This is a genomic window from Aurantiacibacter odishensis (genome assembly GCF_003605195.1).
GTDB lineage: Bacteria > Pseudomonadota > Alphaproteobacteria > Sphingomonadales > Sphingomonadaceae > Alteraurantiacibacter > Alteraurantiacibacter odishensis.
On record NZ_QYOS01000021.1, the window covers coordinates 175,458 to 189,938 of the forward strand.

The 14,481-nt window shown below is 65.5% G+C and carries 12 protein-coding genes; 10 read left to right on the forward strand and 2 right to left on the reverse strand.

Annotated elements, in window-relative coordinates:
* Positions 1 to 9: 9 nt before the first annotated feature.
* The 5 genes from thiL to D4Q51_RS05220 all read left to right on the forward strand — a co-directional run bounded on the left by thiL (position 10) and on the right by D4Q51_RS05220 (position 6,333).
* Positions 10 to 879: a thiamine-phosphate kinase gene (thiL, locus tag D4Q51_RS05200; protein ID WP_120076688.1), complete on the forward strand. Its 870-nt coding sequence runs from the start codon at positions 10 to 12 to the stop codon at positions 877 to 879.
* A gap of 132 nt (positions 880 to 1,011) precedes the next feature.
* Complete coding sequence (locus D4Q51_RS05205; RefSeq protein WP_120076689.1) at positions 1,012 to 3,171, forward strand: sodium-translocating pyrophosphatase; 2,160 nt, start codon at positions 1,012 to 1,014, stop codon at positions 3,169 to 3,171.
* 161 nt (positions 3,172 to 3,332) lie between these two features.
* Entirely contained in the window at positions 3,333 to 4,517 is a 1,185-nt protein-coding gene (locus tag D4Q51_RS05210; RefSeq protein WP_240624574.1) for a GNAT family N-acetyltransferase, read from the forward strand.
* On the forward strand, positions 4,514 to 5,398 hold the full coding sequence (locus tag D4Q51_RS05215; RefSeq protein WP_120076690.1) for a JmjC domain-containing protein: 885 nt from the start codon (positions 4,514 to 4,516) through the stop codon (positions 5,396 to 5,398). Before D4Q51_RS05210 ends, D4Q51_RS05215 begins: the two co-directional genes overlap by 4 nt.
* Positions 5,399 to 5,445: 47 nt before the next feature.
* Positions 5,446 to 6,333 carry an acyl-CoA thioesterase gene (locus tag D4Q51_RS05220; protein WP_240624575.1) on the forward strand — a complete coding sequence of 296 codons (888 nt, stop codon included), beginning with the start codon at positions 5,446 to 5,448 and terminating at the stop codon, positions 6,331 to 6,333.
* A gap of 16 nt (positions 6,334 to 6,349) precedes the next feature.
* On the opposite strand, the gene D4Q51_RS05225 is transcribed toward D4Q51_RS05220, so the two are convergent.
* Positions 6,350 to 7,165 carry a universal stress protein gene (locus D4Q51_RS05225; RefSeq protein ID WP_120076692.1) on the reverse strand — a complete coding sequence of 272 codons (816 nt, stop codon included), beginning with the start codon at positions 7,163 to 7,165 and terminating at the stop codon, positions 6,350 to 6,352.
* A gap of 102 nt (positions 7,166 to 7,267) precedes the next feature.
* Between D4Q51_RS05225 and D4Q51_RS05230 the strand changes: the two genes are divergently transcribed.
* Both D4Q51_RS05230 and D4Q51_RS05235 read left to right on the forward strand, forming a co-directional pair.
* Positions 7,268 to 8,011, forward strand: coding sequence for an EcsC family protein (locus D4Q51_RS05230; RefSeq protein WP_120076693.1), 744 nt, complete (start codon positions 7,268 to 7,270; stop codon positions 8,009 to 8,011).
* Positions 8,008 to 8,691 (forward strand): CDGSH iron-sulfur domain-containing protein, encoded by a 684-nt coding sequence (locus tag D4Q51_RS05235; RefSeq protein ID WP_205689439.1) that lies wholly within the window; start codon positions 8,008 to 8,010, stop codon positions 8,689 to 8,691. Before D4Q51_RS05230 ends, D4Q51_RS05235 begins: the two co-directional genes overlap by 4 nt.
* 19 nt (positions 8,692 to 8,710) lie before the next feature.
* Here the strand turns inward: D4Q51_RS05235 and uvrC are convergent, their stop codons facing one another.
* A complete protein-coding gene (uvrC, locus tag D4Q51_RS05240) occupies positions 8,711 to 10,654 on the reverse strand; it encodes an excinuclease ABC subunit UvrC (RefSeq protein ID WP_120076694.1) in 1,944 nt (647 codons plus the stop codon).
* Between the two features lie 98 nt (positions 10,655 to 10,752).
* Between uvrC and D4Q51_RS05245 the strand changes: the two genes are divergently transcribed.
* Genes D4Q51_RS05245 through D4Q51_RS05255 form a run of 3 tightly spaced genes read left to right on the forward strand, consistent with a single transcriptional unit; the run spans position 10,753 to position 14,431 of the window.
* A complete protein-coding gene (locus tag D4Q51_RS05245; protein ID WP_240624576.1) occupies positions 10,753 to 12,042 on the forward strand; it encodes an APC family permease in 1,290 nt (429 codons plus the stop codon).
* Between the two features lie 49 nt (positions 12,043 to 12,091).
* Positions 12,092 to 13,210 carry a GGDEF domain-containing protein gene (locus D4Q51_RS05250; protein ID WP_120076696.1) on the forward strand — a complete coding sequence of 373 codons (1,119 nt, stop codon included), beginning with the start codon at positions 12,092 to 12,094 and terminating at the stop codon, positions 13,208 to 13,210.
* A gap of 39 nt (positions 13,211 to 13,249) precedes the next feature.
* Positions 13,250 to 14,431 carry a BaiN/RdsA family NAD(P)/FAD-dependent oxidoreductase gene (locus D4Q51_RS05255; RefSeq protein WP_120076697.1) on the forward strand — a complete coding sequence of 394 codons (1,182 nt, stop codon included), beginning with the start codon at positions 13,250 to 13,252 and terminating at the stop codon, positions 14,429 to 14,431.
* Positions 14,432 to 14,481: the final 50 nt, after the last annotated feature.

Below are 14,481 nucleotides of genomic sequence, written 5' to 3' on the forward strand. Positions count from 1 at the left end.
GGTAGTGGCGTGAACGAAACAGATTTCATCGCCGCCCTGCGTCGCCTGCCGCTCCATGTCGGGGCGCGCGGGCTGGAGGATGACGCCGCCGTCCTCGAAATTGGCGGTAAGACACTGGTTCTCACCCACGACACGATGGTGGAGGGCGTTCACTTCCTGTCCGCGCAGGACATGGCCGACGTCGCCTGGAAGCTGGTCGCCACCAACCTGTCCGACCTTGCCGCCAAGGGCGCAGCGCCTGTCGGCGTGTTGCTGAGCCACACTCTTGGCGACGGGGACGAAGCTTTCCTTGCCGGGCTGGACGATGTGCTGGCGCACTACGGCGTGGGCATCCTCGGCGGCGATACCGTTCGCGGCAATGGCCCGCGCACGCTTGGCCTTACCGCCATTGGCGGCGCGACGCATACTCCCGTCCCCAGCCGCGCAAGTGCGCAGGTTAGCCACGGCCTCTACGTCACCGGCACGCTGGGCGCAGCCATGCTGGGTTTCGAGGTGCTGCGCGACGGCACCGATGCAAACCACGCCGCCTACTCCCGCCCATTGGCCCGCGTGGCCGAGGGAGAGGCGCTCGCCCCGCATGTCAGCGCGATGATGGACGTATCGGACGGCCTGCTGCTCGATGCGTTTCGCATGGCCGAGGCAAGCGCGGTAAGCATTGCCATCGATACGGCAGCCTGCCCTGTCGCGGAGCCTGCGCGCATGATGGAATGCCTGACTTGGGGCGACGATTACGAACTCCTGTTCACCCTGCCCGAAGGCATCGCGCCCCCGGTGCAGGCCACCCGCATCGGCACGGTGGAGCCGCGCGGCTTCGCGCCGCTGTTCGTGGATGGAGAGCCCGTGACCAACCGCGACGGCCTAGGCTACACGCACGAGTAGGCCGTGTAACACCCCTAAGTGGATAACGTTCTTTCACGCTTGTGAAAGCCCGGCATTGTGTTAGCCCTATGCCTCTAGGCGGACCCGGCAAACCGGGCCGCTTTCATTTTGGGAAGAGGGGAATAGCAGGTCATGGACCTAATCATCATCGCTATTGTCCTGGGACTGCTGGCCGTCGTCTACGGCTTCATCACCAGTCGCCAGGTTCTCGGGGCCGATGCCGGTAACGAGAAAATGCAGGAAATCGCAGGCGCCATCCAGGAAGGCGCCAAGGCTTATCTCAACCGTCAGTACACCACCATCGGCATGGTTGGCGTGGTCGTCGCGATCCTCGTCGGGGTCTTCCTCGGCCTTTATCCGGCCATCGGCTTCATTATTGGCGCGGTGCTTTCCGGCGTTGCGGGATTCATCGGAATGAATATTTCCGTGCGCTCCAACGTGCGTACGGCAGCCGCAGCGCAGAAGGGGTTGCAGCAGGGTCTTACCCTCGCTTTCCGCGCAGGCGCCATCACCGGCATGCTTGTTGCCGGCCTTGCCCTGCTCTCGATCGCCGTGTTTTTCTGGTTCCTGATCGGTCCGGCAGGCTTTGCCGTAGATAGCGATGAAGTTGTCTACGGCCTCGTCGGCCTCGCTTTCGGCGCCTCGCTGATCTCGATTTTCGCTCGCCTGGGAGGCGGTATCTTCACCAAGGCGGCCGACGTCGGTGCCGACCTTGTCGGCAAGGTGGAAGCGGGCATCCCGGAAGACGATCCCCGCAACCCCGCCGTGATTGCGGATAACGTGGGTGACAACGTGGGCGACTGCGCCGGCATGGCTGCCGACCTGTTCGAGACCTACGTGGTCACCGTCGGCGTGACCATGGTGCTCACCGCCCTGCTGTTCAGCGATGTTCTGGGTGACCTGTTGCTGCCGATGATGGCGCTTCCGCTGCTGATCGGCGGCGCGTGCATCGTCACCAGCATCATAGGCACCTATTTCGTGAAGCTTTCCAGGGGCGGCACGAACGTGATGGGTGCGATGTACAAGGGCTTCATCGTCTCGGCCGTGCTCGCCATCCCGCTGATCTATTTCGTCATCAGCTACGCGCTGGGCGGAATGGGCACTGAAATCGGCGGCGCTGTCGCAGGCGTCGATCCTGGCGCACCGCTGGCCGAGGAAGGCACCGCAGAGCAGGTGACCGGCTTTACCGGGATGGACCTGTTCTGGTGTTCGCTGATTGGCCTCGCCATCACCGGACTCATCATCTGGATCACCGAGTACTATACCGGCACGAACTATCGTCCGGTCCGCTCGATTGCCAAGAGCTCGGAAACGGGCCACGGCACCAACGTGATTCAGGGGCTGGCCATCAGCCTTGAATCCACCGCGCTGCCGACAATCGTCATCGTGGCGGGCATCATCGCCACCTTCCAGCTCGCTGGCCTCATGGGTATCGCCTATGCGGCAACGGCCATGCTGGCACTGGCAGGCATGGTCGTGGCGCTCGACGCCTACGGTCCGGTGACGGACAATGCCGGGGGCATTGCCGAAATGGCAGGTCTGGACGACTCCGTTCGTGAAAAGACCGACGCGCTCGACGCTGTGGGCAACACCACCAAGGCCGTGACCAAGGGCTATGCCATCGGTTCTGCAGGTCTTGGCGCGCTGGTGCTTTTTGCGGCCTACACCACCGACCTTGCAAAGCTGTTCCCCGATGCTGACGTCGATTTCAGCCTGGAGAACCCCTACGTCATCGTCGGGCTGCTGCTGGGTGCATTGCTGCCGTACCTGTTCGGGGCAATGGGCATGACAGCCGTTGGCCGCGCAGCGGGTGACGTCGTGGTCGATGTGCGCGAACAGTTCGCCGCCGATCCCGGCATCATGGCAGGCACCAGCAAGCCGAACTACGCCAAGACGGTGGACCTCGTCACCAAGGCGGCGATCAAGGAAATGATCCTTCCGTCGATGCTGCCGCTGCTGGCACCCCTCGTGGTCTATTTCGCCATCCTGCTCCTCGCCGGGCAGGAGAACGCCTTCGCAGCGGTCGGCGCGCTGCTGCTGGGCGTGATCATCGGCGGTATCTTTGTCGCGCTTTCCATGACTGCCGGCGGCGGTGCCTGGGACAACGCGAAGAAGTACATCGAGGACGGCAACCACGGCGGCAAGGGCTCCGAAGCCCACAAGGCCGCCGTCACCGGCGATACCGTGGGCGATCCCTACAAGGATACCGCGGGCCCGGCCGTGAACCCGATGATCAAGATCACCAACATCGTGGCGTTGCTGCTGCTCGCCGCACTGGCCGGAGGGGCGTAAGACCCTCTCCAGCCTGCCCGAAAGGGTTAACGAAAACCCTGCCCGGTTCGCGCCGGGCAGGGTTTTCTTTACCTTTGCCATTAAACCTTCCTTGTCGCCCCGCCCCCTAGAAGGCGCAATGTCCTTCGACCGATTCCGCGACGAGAGGTTAACCTTTTTCCTTGGCTTATGACGCACCTCTTCCCCGGCTAGGCGCTTTCGACGGCGGCACCATCGCTGCCGTCCGCGGCGTGGCCGCCCCGCGCGTGGCGGTGCAGCAGCGGGCCTGGCGTGAGTTCGACCGGCGGGACCGGATCGCGGCGTGGGATGCGCTGGCCGAGTGGGCGAGCGAGCCCAATCCGTTCTACGAGAGCTGGTATCTGCTCCCCTCCCTGCGCGCGCTGGACAAGGCCGGGGACGTCACCATCCTCACCTTCGAGGCCGATGGACAACTGGCGGGGCTGATGCCCGTGATCCGGTCCGGCGACTACTACGGCCATCCCATTCCCCACCTCGCTAACTGGGTGCATCCCAACGTCTTCCTCGGCCAGCCGCTGGTGGCGCAGGGGTTCGAACACGAATTCTGGCGCGCGCTGCTGGCATGGTGCGATGGACATACGCGCCTGCCGCTTTTCCTTCACTTTGCCCACGTTCCGACGCAGGGCCGGATGCACGATGCCCTTGCCGCCGTGCTGCGCGAAGGGTCGCGCCCGGCAGCCACGGTGTTCGAAGAAGAGCGCGCCATGCTGCGCTCGGCCCAGGATTCCGAAAGCTACTTCGACGCCGCGCTCTCCGCCAAGAAGCGCAAGGAACTGCGCCGCCAGCATCGCCGCCTGTGCGAGGAAGGCGAGATCACTTTCGAGCGCCTGACCGACTACAGCCGCGTTGCCGAATGGACAGCGGAATTCCTGGAGCTGGAGGCGCGCGGCTGGAAAGGCGAAGGGGGCTCCGCCATGCGCAGCCACGCCGCCACGCGGGAGCTGTTCCAGTTCGCAATAGCCGGTTCCGCCGCGCGCGGGCGGCTTGAGCGGCTGGCCCTGCGCCTCGACGGCAAGCCAATCGCCATGCTCGCGAACTTCCTCACGGCGCCTGGAGCCTATTCCTACAAGACCGCGTTCGACGAGGACTACGCCCGCTTCTCCCCCGGCGTCCTGCTGCAGCGCGAGAACCTCGCGCTGCTGGACCGCGACGATATCCAGTGGGCCGATAGCTGCGCCGCGCAGGATCACCCCATGATCGATCATCTGTGGCGCGAGCGCCGGGTGATCCAGCGCCGTTCCATCGGCATCGGAGGTGGCCTGCGCCGTGCCGCCTTCAGAGCACTGATCCGGCTCGAAACCGGACGCGGCGCAAGAGGACTGCAATGAGTCACTACGTCGGCAACCTTCACGGCCGTTCCATCGGCGGAAAGCAGATTTTCCCGGCGCGCAGCCGCGCCTATTTCGCCGCGTCCTATCCCGAGGGGCCGCACAAGCTGACGCACGACATGGTGGAACACCCGCTGCTGGAACTTGATGCGCTGGCCCTGCTGGGCGAAAGCCTGCCTGCCGCGAGCGTGGAATACAATCGCGGGGACCTGCCCATCGGGGTGACCGGAAAACCCGCCGTGCCCGCTCGCAGTATCGGCGACACCATCCGCGAGATCGGCACCGCGAACAGTTGGGCCGTGCTCAAGAACATCGAGCAGGATCCCGCCTATGCCGGACTGCTGCACGAACTGCTGGACGAGCTGCGAGAAGAGATCGAACGAGCCACGGGCGAGCTGCTGACGCCGCAGGGCTTCATTTTCATCTCCAGTCCCGATGCCACGACGCCCTATCACTTCGATCCGGAGCACAACATCCTGCTGCAACTGCGCGGCACCAAGGCGATGACGGTGTTTCCCGCAGGGGAACAGCGCTTTGCACCGGACGAAGTTCACGAAACCTATCACACCGGCGGCGGGCGCGAGCTTGGCTGGCGCGAAGATTTCATGGATTCCGGGCTTACGTTCCAGCTTCACCCTGGCGATGCGATCTACGTCCCCGTAATGGCGCCGCATTACGTGCGCAACGGCCCCGAACCGTCGATCTCGCTGTCGATCACATGGCGCTCTGCCTGGAGTTACGAGGAAGCCGATGCGCGGGCGTTCAATCACCTGCTGCGCCGCGCGGGGATGTCGCCATCATCGACCCGCCGCTGGCCCCGGCGCAACATGGCGAAGGCGCTCGGCGCACGCATTGCCCGGCGGATACCCGGCTTGCTTTAGTCTGCCCGCGCTTGACGAAGGCAAGCGGAAGGGTAATGGCGCACGCAATGGCATCGCAATCAGCCCACACTCCCGAACAACTCGTCGCAGACCTCGTCCTGCTGCTGGATCTGGAACCCAAGGGCGGAGACCGCTTCATCGGTCGCCGCCGCCCCGACGGAACGGGCCGCGTTTTCGGCGGGCAGGCCATTGCGCAGGCGCTGGGCGCAGCGCGGCGCACGGTGGATGACGCGCGCGAGGCGCATTCGCTGCACGCCTATTTCCTGCGTCCCGGCAGCGACGACCTGCCGATCGAATACCGGGTGAAGCGCGACCTTGACGGGCGCAGCTTCTCCAACCGCCGGGTGGTGGCCAGCCAAGAAGGCAAGCCCATCCTGAACCTGACCGTGTCCTTCCAGTTGCCGGTGGACGGCCCTTCCCACCAGGCGCCGCAGATGCCCGACGTTCCGGGGCCGGAAGATCTCGTCTCCGACGCAGAAATTCGCCAAGAGATTGCGGCAGCGCTTCCCGAAGGGCAGTTGCGCACTCTCGCCATGCGCCCCTCACCCGTCGATTTCCGCTCGGTAGAGCCGCGCGACTGGGCACGCCCGGAGCAACGTGACCCGATCAGCCACGTGTGGTTTCGTACGGTGGCAAACCTTCCGGTAGAGGCCGCCGTTCACCGCGCCGTTCTGGCCTACATCTCCGATTTCCAGCTGCTGGCGACAGCTCTCCAGCCGCACGGGAAGAACATTTTCAACCCCGCCGTCAAAGGTGCGAGCCTCGATCACGCGATCTGGTTTCACGAATCTTTCCGGGCGGACGAGTGGATGCTCTATGTCACCGAAAGCCCATGGTCCGGCCACGCTCGCGGACTGGGGCGCGGACAGATTTTCACCCGCGACGGCAGGCTGGTGGCCAGCGTGGCGCAGGAAGGCATGCTGCGCCACACCTGATGCCGTCGCTGGCGCGTTAGTGCGCCATCAACACCGGCATCGGCGGCTCCGCCAGCACGTTACGCGTCACCCCGCCGAACAGCGTTTCCACGATGCGCGGCTGGCCATAGGCGCCCATCACCATGAAGCCCGCCTCGCGCGCCTCAGCCGCCTTGCGCAGCGTTTCGTGAACCGGCTCCTTGCCCAGAGGCAGCTGCACGATCTCGCAATCGATGTCGTGCCGTTCCAGGTAGTCGGCGGCGGAGATTGCCGGAAGCTTCTCGTCCCCCTCCTCCGCCGGGTCGCCCACGCACAGGATATGCACCGCACTCGCTGAGGCCAGCAGCGGCACGGCGGCGCGCATCGCGCGGGCGGCTTCCATCGAGCCGTTCCAGCAAAGGGCCGCTGCCGTGTCGGCGGGAAACCCGTTTGCCGTGTGTGGCACGGCCATGATCGGCGTGCGACAATGAATGGCGAGCGTGCCAGCAATCGAGAAGGAGCGGCGGCCTTCACTGCCGTCGGGAGCACCGCCCACCAGGACGAGATCGTTCAGGGCGGCATGACGGATCAGGCATTGCACCTGGTATCCGGCCTCGACGTGCCAATCCCAGCGCACGTCCTCCTGCTTCAGCTTGCCCTCGATCTTCTCGCGAAACTCCTCGGCCAGTTTCATGCTCGCCTGGGAAACCTCGACCGCCGAAACCCCGAAAGGATCGGTCGGCACGACGAGGTCGAATGTGATCGTCTGCAACACGGTAAGGTGGCCGTTAAAGCGGCGGCACAGGTCGAGCCCCACCTGCAGGCGGGCATCGAAACCGGCATCGTTCATCGCATGGACCAGAATAGAGCGCATGGTGTCTTCCTCCTCGATGCGTCCTTATACCAGACTGGCGGGCCCGATCATTGATGCGCGTCAACAAGGGGAACGCGCTTCGTCCACCCTCGTTATTTCGCCATGGATTTCGCAAAAGAGCAGGCGCGCTTCCGCCGCAGCAAGCCCTCCCGCCTCGGCCGGGGGATCGAGCGGCTGACCCATCCCTTCGGCAAGGCGATTGCCAGCGTGGTGCCCAAGTGGCTGGTGGAGTCGGTGCTGAAAGGTCTCGACACCGCCGTGGCCATGCCGCCGCTGGTGAAATTCACCCACGATCCGGCAGACCTCGAAGCAGCACGCAGGGCCGCGAAAGGCGTTGCTCGCGCGGCCAGCGGCATCAGCGGTGCCAGCGGCGCGGCGGCGGGTTTCGGAGGCGTGGTGACGGCGGGACTGGATATCCCCGCCACCATCGCCATCGCGCTGCGCGTCATCCGCGATACCGGCAAGGCCTATGGCTACCCCGGCGACGGCCCGCGCGAGAAGCTGTTCCGCCTGCAGGTGCTTGAACTTGCCGCACTCAACGAAACCGACGAACGCGACAGGCGCATCGCCGCGCTGGTGGCTGCCATCGGCCCCGACGGCGAACTGATCGAGGCGGACCACGAGGAGATCACCCCGGTGATCGATCAGGCGGTGGAGCGCGTCTCGCGCGCCATCGCGCTCACCTCCTTCCGCAGCCGCGCGGGCATGATCGTGCCCGTCGTCGGCTCGGCCATCGGCGGCATCGTGAACTCGTCGTTCCAGAGCGACGTGGGCAAGGCCGCCCGCTTCGCCTTCCAGGAGCGGCGACTGCAAGCACAGGCCGGCACCACAGGGAGCGCGACATGAGCGACGACATCAAGATCACCGTCACCGAAGATGGCCCCTACAAGGTAGAAGGTCGTGTGCCGCTGGGCGAGCAGAGCATCGCCGTGAACGAACGCGGCGAATCCATCGAATGGCAACCCACCGGCGATTTCGAGCAGAAGAAGACCTACTTCCTCTGCCGCTGCGGCAAAAGCGGCAACAAGCCGTTCTGCGACAACAGTCATGCCGAGGGCTTCGACGGCACCGAAGTGGCGGACCGCGCGCCTTATGCGAAGCAGGCCAAGCGATTGGAAGGCCCGCGTTTTACCCTGCTGGACCAGGAAGACCTCTGCGCCCTCGCCCGCTTCTGCGACACGCACCAGACGGTGTGGGACGAGGTGGAGAAGACCGACGACCCCGAAGTCGCGGCCATTTTCCTCGATCAGGTATCGAACTGCGTGTCCGGTCGCCTGGTGGCAATCGACAATGCCACCGGAGAACCCGTTCACCCGCAGCGCGATCCGCGCATCTCCACCACGCAGGACCCGGCGGAGGAATGCTCCGGCCCGCTATACGTCGAAGGCGGCGTGCGCATGGTTTCCGCCCACGGCGAGAACTACGAACGGCGCAACCGCATGGCCCTGTGCCGCTGCGGGCAGAGCGGCAACAAGCCATTCTGCGATGGCACCCACGTGAAAATCGGCTGGTCCGACAAGGATTGATCGGCGCTAACCGCCGCTTCTAACCACCCGCGTGGTAGAAATCGTAAATCGTCTGCGCCACGCTTTCGCTGACGCCGGGGACGCGCTTCAGATCGTCCAGCGCGGCGGCACGCACCTTGCTGGCCGTGCCGAAATGCAAGAGCAGCGCGCGCTTGCGGCTTGGGCCGATACCCGGAATCTCGTCCAGCGGTGAGGCGGAGATTGCGCGGCTGCGCTTGGCGCGGTGCGCGCCGATGGCGAAGCGGTGCACTTCGTCACGCAGGCGTTGCAGGTAGAACAGCACCGGCGAATTGGTGGGCAGCATCTTCTCGCGCCCATCGGGGAAGTGGAACACCTCGCGCCCCTCGCGCCCGTGGTGCGGCCCCTTGGCAATGCCGATCAGCGGCACGTCCTCGATGCCCAGTTCCTCCAGCGTATCGCGCACGGAGGACATCTGGCCCTTGCCGCCGTCGATCAGCACGAGGTCGGGCCACATGCCCCCTTCGCGGTCCGGGTCTTCCTTCATCGCGCGGTTGAAGCGGCGGGACATGACCTCGCGCATCATGGCAAAGTCGTCGTTCGTCTGCGCTTCGCGGATATTGAACTTGCGATACTGGTTTTTCAGGAAGCCTTCCGGCCCCGCCACCACCATTGCGCCCACGGCCTTGCTGCCTTGGATGTGCGAGTTGTCGTAGATCTCGATGCGCGCCGGAATATCGGGCAGTTCGAGAAAATCCGCCATTTCGCGCATGATCTTCGCCTGCGTGCCGCTTTCCGCCAGCCGCCGGTCGAGCGCCTCCACCGCGTTGCGGCTGGCCTGCTGCATCAGCTTGCGCCGGTCACCGCGCTGGGGGACGCTGATCTCCACCTTGCGGCCCGCAAGTTCGCCAAAGGCTTCTTCCAGCAAGGCTTGTTCCGGCAATTCGCGGTCCACCAGGATGGTGCGCGGGGGCGGCACTTCCTCGTAGAATTGCGCCAGCACGCGGGCCAGCACCTCGTCGAGGTCCGTCTCCTGCGTGTGGGTGGGGAAGAAGGCCTTGTGCCCCCAGTTCTGCCCGCCGCGCACGAAGAATCCCTGGATGCCGATCTGGCCTCCCTTTGCCGCCAGCGCGAACACGTCCGCATCGCCCACGCCATCGGCGTTGACGGCCTGCGAGCCCTGGATGAACGTCGCCGCGCGCAAACGGTCGCGCAGCAGGGCGGCGGTCTCGAAGTCGAGGTCCTCCGCCGCCTTCTGCATCTGCTGCTCGATCCGCGCCTGCACCGCACCGGACTTGCCACCGAGGAAGTCCTTCGCCTCGCGCAGCAGCTCGTCATAGCCTTCCTTGTCAATTCGCCCGACGCATGGCGCGCTGCACCGCTTGATCTGGTAGAGCAGGCAGGGCCGATCCCTGCGGGAGAAAAAGCTGTCCGTGCAGGACCTTAGCAGGAACAGCTTCTGAAGCGCGTTAATCGTCGTGTTCACCGAACCGGCGCTGGCGAAGGGGCCGTAATAGCTGCCCTTGGCCTTGCGCGCGCCGCGGTGCTTCATGATGCGCGGGAAGTCGTGCCCCTCGCGCAGCAGGATGAAGGGGAAGCTCTTGTCGTCGCGCAGCAGCACGTTGTAGGGCGGGCGGAAGCGCTTGATAAACTGCGCTTCCAGCAGCAGGGCCTCTGCCTCGGAATTGGTGGTGACGATCTCCATGCCGCGGCACTGGCTGACCATGCGTTGGAGCCGGTTCGTCAGGTTCTTCACCTGCGTGTAATTCGCCACCCGCGCCTTCAGGCTGCGCGCCTTGCCCACATAAAGCACGTCGCCGCGCGCATCCAGCATTCGGTAGACGCCTGGCTTGGGCTTCAGTGTCTTCACAACTTCGCGGATCGCGGTGACGCCCGCCTCGATATCGGGCTGCGTGCTGCCCTTCACGGTGTAGGTGGCGCGTTCCTCGTTGAAACGCTCTGCACCACGGGGGTCTGAAGGGGATCCGGCTTCGGTTCGCGACATGGTGCCTGAGATAGGTTGTGATGTGGCGCTTGGCAAAGCTTGCGCTCGCCCTCCCCACAGGGCAGCGTGCGTTTTTCCAAGGACAACGGGGCCAGCGCATGAACGAGAAGACTGCCACCCTGCCGCGCACGGTAGGTTTCTGGGGCACGGCGCTGTTCCCGGTGAACGGGATGATCGGATCGGGCATTTTCGCAATGCCTGCCATCCTCGTTGCCGCCGTGGGCAATTTCGCGCCGTGGATGATGCTGCTGGGCGCGCTGCTGATCCTGCCGCTGGCCTGGGTCTTCGCGGCGCTGGCCATGCGGTTCGACGGGCACGGCGGGCCGGTGCTCTATGCCAACGCCGCGTTCGGGAAGTTCCTCGGCTTCCAGTCCGGCTGGATGCGATATGCCAGTGCGGTGGTGGCCGTGGCGGCGAATACGCACGTCGCCATCGCCTATCTCGCGGTGCTGTTTCCGGTGCTGGAAGACCCGCTGATCGGCTCTGCGGCGGTAATCGCTTTCATCGCCTTCGTCACCATCATCAACCTCGTGGGGATGCGCGCGTCGGTGGGGACCCTGGGCGTGATGACCGTGGTAAAGCTGGCCCCACTGGCAGTGCTCGTCGTGTGGGGCCTCGCGACGCGTGACCCGGCGATCGGGTTCACCCTGCCCGAGTTCAGCGATTTCGAAAGCGTCGTGCTGCTGACGTTCTACGCCTACATGGCCTTCGAGAACGGCAACTTCCCAGCAGGTGAACTGAAGAACCCGCGCCGCACGATCCCGCTGGCGCTGATGACCACGCTGGCGGCGGTCGCGCTGTTCTACATGGCGGTAATCTGGGCCTATCTCGCCATCGCGCCCGATGCGGGCGGCGGGGAGAGCGCGCTGGCGGCCGCTGCGAACGAGGTGGCCGGACAGGCAGGTGTTATCGTCATTTCACTGGCGGCGGCGTTCTCCATTTCCGCCAACACCCTGAGCGGCGGCATCGTGGTGCCCCGCATGACTTTCGGCATGGCTGAGCAGGGCACCCTGCCCGCTGCTTTCGCGCACGTTTCGCCCCGCTTCCTGACGCCCGATGTCTCGGTGCTGTTCTACGGCGGCGCGGCTATCTTTTTCAGCTTCTGGGGTGGCTTCGCAGCGCTGGCCGTGGCGAGCACGCTTTCGCGGCTGGTGATGTACCTGCTGTCCGCCCTCGCCCTGCCGGTGCTGGAACGCCGCGATGGTGACAAGGCACCGTGGTGGCACCTGCCCGCCGCCGGGTTGGCCGTGATTGCCACCATCTGGGTCTCCACCCACGCCAGCGTGGAGGCCTACCAGATGCTGGGCCTGATCTTCGTGGTGGGCACAGGGCTTTATTTCGTCGCGGCACGGCAGGACAGAACGGTCGACGCCTCAACACAGGCCTAGGTGCTGGCCCCTAGCTGAAGAGGGCGTGTGCGCTGCCGTCCTCAGCCGCATGAGACACCACAGCAAATCCACTTCCCCCGGTGCCGGCAATGGCTTGCTCGGATGGCTGGGCCTTGGCCGCTACGATCACGGCGAGGACGAACGGCAATCGCGCGAGGACCTGGCAAGGCAGGCCCGCGCCCGCCTGCTGAAGAAGATCGGCGCCTTCCTGCTTGATCACGACCTGGAGATCACGCAGGCCAACCTCGCCGCCGCGCATGGCGCGTTCGCGGGCCTAAACCCGGGGTTGGAACGGCGCATCCGACGACGGCTGGAACGCGGTGAGAGCATCAGCCAGTCATGGCTGGACCGCGCGACTGCCGCAGAAGAGCCGCTTCCGGACGACGCCGTGGACCAGCTGGCGCAGCAACTCGAGGCCGGGATAGACCAGTTCTCCCGCAGCACGCGGACCGCGCGCGATGCCACCAGCGACTATGGCAACGCGCTGGCCGAACACGTCGACGCGCTGGACGCGGCGCCCGGCACGAACGACGTGATCGCCAGCCTCGCCGACTATGCCCGCGCCATGCTGGAACGCTCGCGCAAGGCGGAGGAGGAGTTGCGCATGGCGGAAGAGGAAGCCGCCTCCCTGCGTCGCAACCTCGACCGCGCCCGGCGCGATGCAGAAGTGGATTTCCTGACCGGCCTGCCCAACCGCCGCGCGTTCGAGGCCCTGCTGGAACAGGAATACCGCGAGGCGCAGGCCGCGGTCGAACCGCTGTGCGTCGCCTTCTGCGATATCGACCTGTTCAAGCAGGTGAACGACACCCATGGCCACGATGCGGGCGACAGGGTGATCTGCGTTGTGGCGGACCTGCTGCGCGCGATTTCGGGCGAAAAATGCCACATCGCGCGCCACGGTGGCGAGGAATTCGTGCTGCTGATGCGTGGATGCGGGCCGAAGGACGCCGTCGCCCTGCTGGATGCGGAGCGCGAAACACTGGCCTCTCGCAAACTGGTGAACCGCCGCACCAAGGAGCCGTTCGGCCTGATCACGTTCAGCGGCGGCGTGGCGGACGTGTTCGCCTATCCCGATCCGCGCGCCGCGCTGGCCGCAGCGGACGAGGCCTTGTACGAGGCGAAACAGTCGGGCCGCAATCGCATCATGCTGGCGAAACCGGGCGCATAGGCTTGGACGCGGCCGCGTTTCGCGCCTAACGCCGGGGCCATGAATGCAGGCTACGATGCGATAATACTCGGCGGCGGCGCGGCAGGACTGTTCTGTGCCGCCATTACCGGTCAACGCGGACGAAACGTGCTGGTGCTCGAACGCGCCGCTTCGGTCGGCAAGAAGATCCTCATCTCAGGCGGCGGACGCTGCAATTTCACCAATATCGGTTCAGGCCCTGCCAACTACCTGTCCGCCAATCCGCATTTCGCCAAGTCGGCGCTCAGCCGCTACACCGCGCGCGATTTCCTCGTGCTGGTGGAGAAACACGGCATCGCCTGGCACGAAAAGACGCTTGGCCAGCTGTTCTGCGATGGTTCCGCCAAGCAGATCGTGCAGATGCTGCTGGACGAATCCGCCGCCGGGCCGGGCGCGGTGGACATCCGCTGCGGCGAAGACGTTCGCGACGTGACGCGAGAGGGCGAGTCTTTCACCGTCACCACGCAGAACGGTACCTTCGCCGCCCCGTCGCTGGTGATCGCCACCGGCGGTCCGTCCATCCCCAAGATGGGCGCAAGCGATTTTGCCTACGGTCTTGCCCGCCAGTTCGGCCTGAAAGTGGTCGAGCCGCGCCCTGCCCTCGTGCCGCTGACGCTTGGCGGGGAGGACCTCTTGTTCCGCGAATTGTCCGGCGTCTCCGCAGATGTCGAGGCGACGGCGAACAAGACCACCTTCCGCGAGGCAGCGCTTCTCACCCATCGCGGGCTTTCCGGCCCTGCTATCCTGCAGGTGAGCAGTTACTGGAAGCCCGGCGACCCGGTGACGATCCGCTTCCTCCCCGATGCGAAGCCCGGCTGGCTGCTGGAGGAAAAGCGCGCCCGTCCCTCCCTTCCCCTGCGCGCCGTACTGCGCGATCGCCTGCCGGACCGGCTGGCCGATGTGCTGGCAGATCGGCTCGGCATCGAGGGCGATCTCGGCAACGTGCCCGACAAGGCGCTGCGAACGGCGGAAGATAAGCTCGCGGCGTGGTCCTTTCATCCCAGCGGCACCGAGGGTTTCGCCAAGGCCGAAGTCACCGTGGGCGGCATCGACACGCGCGAGCTTTCGTCGAAGACGATGGAAGCTCGCAAGGTGCCGGGCCTGTTCGCCATCGGCGAAGCGGTGGACGTGACAGGCTGGCTGGGCGGCTACAATTTCCAGTGGGCCTGGGCCAGCGCCCACGCCTGCGCGCAGGCGCTGTAGAGACACTGCCAGGACCGCTCGCAGCGGGCGCAGCTTGCCTGCGCGTCAAG